Here is a 4,997-nt window from a genome sequence, read left to right as displayed (position 1 = left end):
TGGGTGAGATGTGTGTAGTTCATTATGCAATTTCGACTGGCCGGTCAAAAAGGCACAAATGCTATCGCATCTTGCCCTCATTAACCGGTACCGTTCATAAATTGCACTTCATCCTAGAATTCGCCTTGTGATTTTAGGATGGAAAATGACATCAATGATAGTGACTTATTTACTCGATCCTTTATGTGGTTGGTGTTATGGCGCAGCACCAGTATTGGAGCAATTGGCGCAACAGACGAATGTGACGGTGAAGCTGTCACCGACAGGTTTGTTTGCTGGTGAAAACGGGCGTACGATGAACGCTGCGTTCGCAGACTATGCATGGTCGAATGATGTACGCATAGAAAAATTGACGGGGCAACGGTTTACGGAAGTATATCGCTCACATGTGTTGGGTCGATTGGGTAAGCGATTTGATTCAGCGTTGGCAACGCTGGCGTTGACTGCTGTGTCATTGACAGATCCCTTACGTGAGCTCGATGCGTTAACGCAGTTACAAAAGACACGCTATGTTGATGGGCGGGATATTACTGATATCGCGATTGTCACAGCGTGTCTTGATGAGATTGGGCTTGATCGTGCATCAGTACTTTTAAGTCGTGAAGATACTGAACTCAATCTCGTCAATCAGGAGCGCCTACGACAATCACGATTGCTGCTGACAACTTACGGCATCGCGGGGGTGCCTAATCTCGTCGTCACGGATCAGCGCGGAAGCCGCTTGGTGGACGGAAGTGTCTTGTTTGGTTCACTCAAAGATGCATTGAGCTCTCTGGAGCAATAGGCCATGTTGATTACTAAGTTTGATTCTTCCTCTAAACCTATCGCAAATAAATTTGTGTACAATCTTTGTTAAATATTGCTATGTGGCACCGCGCAGAAATTTCCTTAAGTACAATGTTGCGGAGCGAAACGTGCTGATGAATGCGTCGATCATTCGTGCGCATGGTTCACCTAAATTGATGCAGTAGTGAAATAAATATCAACATATTTTAAAGTTCGGCTACAATCATCATGTCGTTATGTCAGCCCTATAGGATGATGTTATGAACTTATTGAGTTGAAGATGTGTCAAGGCGATTGCCCTTCAAACTACTGATTTATCAATCAACGTGTCGTCACTGAGTGGAGGTCTTAATGCTAGTTAAGAACAATGAACCAGACGTACTGAGAAGGAATAACGTCAAAGTTGTTGGCGATTCTGATCGTGTCATGCTCTTTGCGCACGGATTTGGATGCAATCAGTCGATGTGGGATCGTGTAGCCCCCGCGTTTAGCGATTCATATAAGCAAGTCATGTTTGATTATGTCGGATCGGGACAATCGGATATCAGGGCGTTTGACCCGATTCGTTATTCTTCACTGGCAGGTTATGTCCAAGATTTGCTTGATGTTTGCGACACGCTTGGGTTGCAGAGTGGCGTTACTTTTGTTGGCCATTCTGTCAGCTGTAACGTCGGTATTCTTGCGTCGATCGCCAGGCCAGATTTATTTGAACGCCTTATATTGGTCGGCCCAAATCCTTGTTTTCTGAATGATCCTCCCGATTATTTTGGTGGATTTGAGCGGAGTGATCTGGAAGATTTGCTTGATCTGATGGAGCAAAACTACATCGGTTGGGCAAACTATCTGGCGCCTGTTATTTCTGCAGAGAGTGAGTCGGGAGCATTAACTGCCGAATTGACAGATAGTTTTTGTTCGACAGATCCGTTAACCGCGAAAGTCTTCGCCAGAACAACGTTTTTCTCAGACAACCGGGCTGATTTACCGAAAGTTTTACGACCTTGTCTGGTGATACAACACTACAAGGATACATTAGCGCCCGTTTGCGTCGGTGAGTATGTTCATCGCCATATCAAAGGTAGTACGCTGAAGATATTGGATGTGCAAGGACATTGTGCACATATGAGCGCCCCCGAGCTTGTCATCGATGCTATTCGAGAGTACATCGGAAAATCCAATTAACAGGTTTTTTGTGCAGAACTTTGATCAAATACCGAGCCCCGTACTAGTGACTGACCGCAATGGAATGGTTCGGTCAATCAATCAGAGCTTACATCAATTGACTGGTAGCGATTCATCGTCTCTGATTGCCAAACCGATGCACCTTCTGTTCCCTGCGGCGAGTCGGATATTCCTGCAGACACACGTGATGCCGATGTTGATTCGTGAGGGCTATATTCGTGAAATTAGGTTGCAGTTAAATGATGCTGTTGGCAATAAGACTCCCGTGTATCTGAATGCCCAAAGAACAGTGGAGGATGACACTGAGTGCTATGTCTGGCTCTTTTTTGTAACGATCGAGCGTAGTAACTTTGAGCGTGATTTATTGAGTGCCAGAAGGCGGGCCGACGAGTTATCAGAAATCAGCGCAAACAACGAGAGGTTCATTCGGACTGTCACAGATAGTCTGCCCAGCATGATTGCTTATTGGGATCGAAACTTAATCTGTCAATTTGCAAATTCGGAATATGTCAATTGGTTTGGTCTGGAACCTTCTAAAGTCGTTGGCATGCATATTGCCGATTTACTGGGGGCCCACATATTTAACCTCAACTTCCCTCCTATTCAGCGTGCGTTAGCTGGAGAAGTACAGGAATTTGAGCGGGAAATTACCCGCCCTGATGGCCGCATTGGTTATCTATTAGCGAACTATATACCTGATCGGGACACCACTGGAGCGGTAAAAGGATTCTTTGCTCTCGTGACCAACATTTCTGCCGTCAAAGAAGCTGACGCGGCAATCCGTCTTGCGGCGAGTGTCTTCGATGCCACCTCCGAAGGCATTGTAGTCACTGATGCAAATTCGATGATCCTTTCTATCAATAAAGGATTTACTAAGCTCACAGGCTATTCTGCGAATGACCTTATCGGGAAAAATGTTCATGCACTACATTCTTCCAGTCAGGATCCAGAATTTTTGAAAAGTCTCTATGAAGAGCTGAGCGTAACAGAAAAATGGAAAGGAGATGTGTGGTGTCGGCGTAAAGACCATTCTACTTTTCTCGGACGGTTGTCGATATCCGTCATTCGCAATGACGCAACGGAAGTGACAAAATATGTTGTCGTCTTTGATGATATTACAAAGCAGTGGGATCGTGAACAAATGGTCTACCAAATGGCCTTCCACGACAGTTTAACTAGCCTACCAAACAGATTATTGCTGATGGAGCGACTGGGCCGATTAATTAGTATGGCAGCACGTGAAGAACGACAGATTGCTCTTTTGTTTCTTGATTTGGATGGATTTAAATTGATCAATGATATCCATGGGCACGACGTCGGAGATCGCGTGCTGCAAGCAGTTGCTATCCGGCTGGCAAGTCAGTTAAGGCAATCTGATACGGTAGCGCGTTTGGGGGGCGATGAGTTTGTTATTTTGCTAGATCAACCCGATAGCAGGGAAAGTATTTTGTATATTGCGTCTCGCTTAATTGCTCTGGTCAATGAGCCAATTTTTGACCAGGAAAACGTAGCCCATGTCGGAACATCCATTGGTATTTCTATTTTTAAGAATAATGGACAGTCAGCGGAACAGCTATTAAAGCTTGCTGACGAGGCCATGTATAAGGCCAAAAAAAATGGGAAAAACAACTATGTTTTTTCGGATGATAGTCATGTGCCGTTGTAGCGAATGACTTAGTTTGTTAAGCGCACCGTAGTCACTGATCGTCAATACCCATACAGTTCTTCGTCACACGTCATCTGATGGGACAAATTTAACATCCTTCACTGGTGTCGTGACGGACTACTTTGTTTTTTTGATGTTCTTCAGATAGGCAATGACATCATCTCGATCTTGTTGCTCCGTTACCGAATAACCCATCGCTTGGCCAGGGATTAAGGCTTCCGGATTTTTTAACCACAGGTCGAGATTTTTCTCATTCCATACTAGTGTTGAGTGTTTTAATGCCGCGCTGTATACGTAGTCTGCAATACTGCCAACTTTTCGGCCAAATACGCCTCGATGAGCCGGCCCGACCCGGTTTGCGTCTAGAGAATGGCACGCAAAACAACGTGAGTTATATATGGATTCTCCATTGAGCGCATTGCCTTGTGCATTAACAGGCAACTGTGACAAAAATATAAAATAGAAGAGACAAAATACCCATTTTTTCATGGTGCGATTTCATGTGGTGAAGAAGCCCACAGAAAGCGCATTCTGTGGGTGATCGGGCGTATAGAAGAGGTCGCTTATGCCCCAAAATTTAATGGTTTTGGCAGTGCCATACCGAGTGCGTTATTGAGAATTGTCCAGTGACTCACTTCATCTGCAGCTAAACGTGCTGAGATTTTAGATAAATTAATATCTTTAAACGATGGGATGACACCAAGGTAAGCGTTGGCTGCACCTAACTCCAACTGAAGCGCTAATTTCAGTACATCCGCTTGCGTTTTGAGTGTGCTTGCGTTTAAAGACTTAGCATATTCATCCAGTGTTTTTTCTTCAACTGGCGCGCCACCTAGCGATCGTATCGTGTTGATTAATGCGTCACGATGGACTTTGTGATCAGATTGAAATTTGACGGCAATATCGAGCACAGCGGGTTGCAATAAGCAGCTCTTTGCACCCAATGTATATGCGTTGATTCCTTCGTGCTCTAAACCAAGGGCAACATTGAGAATGCCCACATCATTAGCCATATCACCTTGACTGGCAGCCGATGCGTCTTTTCCTGCAAGCATCAATATTCCACCAGCTGAAAGTGCGGCCATACCAGTGTTACGCATAAAAAGGCGTCTTGTGCTTGTTTCGTTCATCGCGTTCGTCATTATCGTTCTCCAAAATTATTAAAGGTCAACATCGGCAAATTAAAGGATGTCAAACGACTCACGCTGGTATGTGTTAGCTAGCGTAACGCCTTGGCATCTACTAGGGCGTGTTGACATTTATTTTAACCAAAGCATCGAAGCTGCAATTGCCACAAATGAAGCAAATCGTTCAGCGAGTTTGTCGTATCGCGTTGCAACCCGCCTAAATTGTTTGATGTGAGCAA

At 44.9% G+C, this 4,997-nt stretch carries 5 protein-coding genes and 2 pseudogenes; 4 read left to right on the top strand and 3 right to left on the bottom strand.

What is annotated here, in order from left to right:
- The first annotated feature begins 145 nt into the window (after positions 1–145).
- The 4 genes and pseudogenes from ACO0KV_RS18245 to ACO0KV_RS18230 all read left to right on the top strand — a co-directional run bounded on the left by ACO0KV_RS18245 (position 146) and on the right by ACO0KV_RS18230 (position 3,631).
- Entirely contained in the window at positions 146–784 is a 639-nt protein-coding gene (locus tag ACO0KV_RS18245; RefSeq protein ID WP_423044562.1) for a DsbA family protein, read from the top strand.
- A gap of 353 nt (positions 785–1,137) precedes the next feature.
- On the top strand, positions 1,138–1,965 hold the full coding sequence (locus ACO0KV_RS18240; RefSeq protein ID WP_423044560.1) for an alpha/beta fold hydrolase: 828 nt from the start codon (positions 1,138–1,140) through the stop codon (positions 1,963–1,965).
- Positions 1,931–2,107 (top strand): annotated as a pseudogene (locus ACO0KV_RS18235) (PAS domain-containing protein); the annotation flags it as partial. The gene ACO0KV_RS18240 and the pseudogene ACO0KV_RS18235, both read left to right, overlap by 35 nt.
- A 45-nt stretch (positions 2,108–2,152) precedes the next feature.
- Positions 2,153–3,631, top strand: coding sequence for a diguanylate cyclase domain-containing protein (locus tag ACO0KV_RS18230; protein WP_423044564.1), 1,479 nt, complete (start codon positions 2,153–2,155; stop codon positions 3,629–3,631).
- A gap of 117 nt (positions 3,632–3,748) precedes the next feature.
- Here ACO0KV_RS18230 and ACO0KV_RS18225 read toward each other — a convergent pair whose 3' ends face one another.
- The 3 genes and pseudogenes from ACO0KV_RS18225 to ACO0KV_RS18215 form a co-directional block, all read right to left on the bottom strand.
- Positions 3,749–4,120 (bottom strand): c-type cytochrome, encoded by a 372-nt coding sequence (locus ACO0KV_RS18225; RefSeq protein WP_423044559.1) that lies wholly within the window; start codon positions 4,118–4,120, stop codon positions 3,749–3,751.
- A 74-nt stretch (positions 4,121–4,194) separates the two neighbouring features.
- The gene (locus ACO0KV_RS18220) at positions 4,195–4,773 is read right to left on the bottom strand and encodes a ferritin-like domain-containing protein (protein WP_423044557.1); all 579 of its coding nucleotides are present in this window, start codon (positions 4,771–4,773) and stop codon (positions 4,195–4,197) included.
- 117 nt (positions 4,774–4,890) lie between these two features.
- Positions 4,891–4,997 (bottom strand): annotated as a pseudogene (locus tag ACO0KV_RS18215) (IS5/IS1182 family transposase); the annotation flags it as partial.

The organism is Undibacterium sp. RuRC25W (genome assembly GCF_049339825.1).
Taxonomy (GTDB): Bacteria; Pseudomonadota; Gammaproteobacteria; order Burkholderiales; family Burkholderiaceae_D; genus Undibacterium.
This window is presented reverse-complemented; position numbering and strand designations above follow the sequence as displayed.

Bases quoted from the DNA above. Each gene is read 5' to 3' on its own strand.
- ACO0KV_RS18220 (WP_423044557.1), bottom strand. From the start codon at position 4,773: ATGACGAACGCGATGAACGAAACAAGCACAAGACGCCTTTTTATGCGT.
- ACO0KV_RS18240 (WP_423044560.1), top strand. From the start codon at position 1,138: ATGCTAGTTAAGAACAATGAACCAGACGTACTGAGAAGGAATAACGTC.
- ACO0KV_RS18245 (WP_423044562.1), top strand. From the start codon at position 146: ATGACATCAATGATAGTGACTTATTTACTCGATCCTTTATGTGGTTGG.
- ACO0KV_RS18225 (WP_423044559.1), bottom strand. From the start codon at position 4,120: ATGAAAAAATGGGTATTTTGTCTCTTCTATTTTATATTTTTGTCACAG.
- ACO0KV_RS18230 (WP_423044564.1), top strand. From the start codon at position 2,153: ATGCCGATGTTGATTCGTGAGGGCTATATTCGTGAAATTAGGTTGCAG.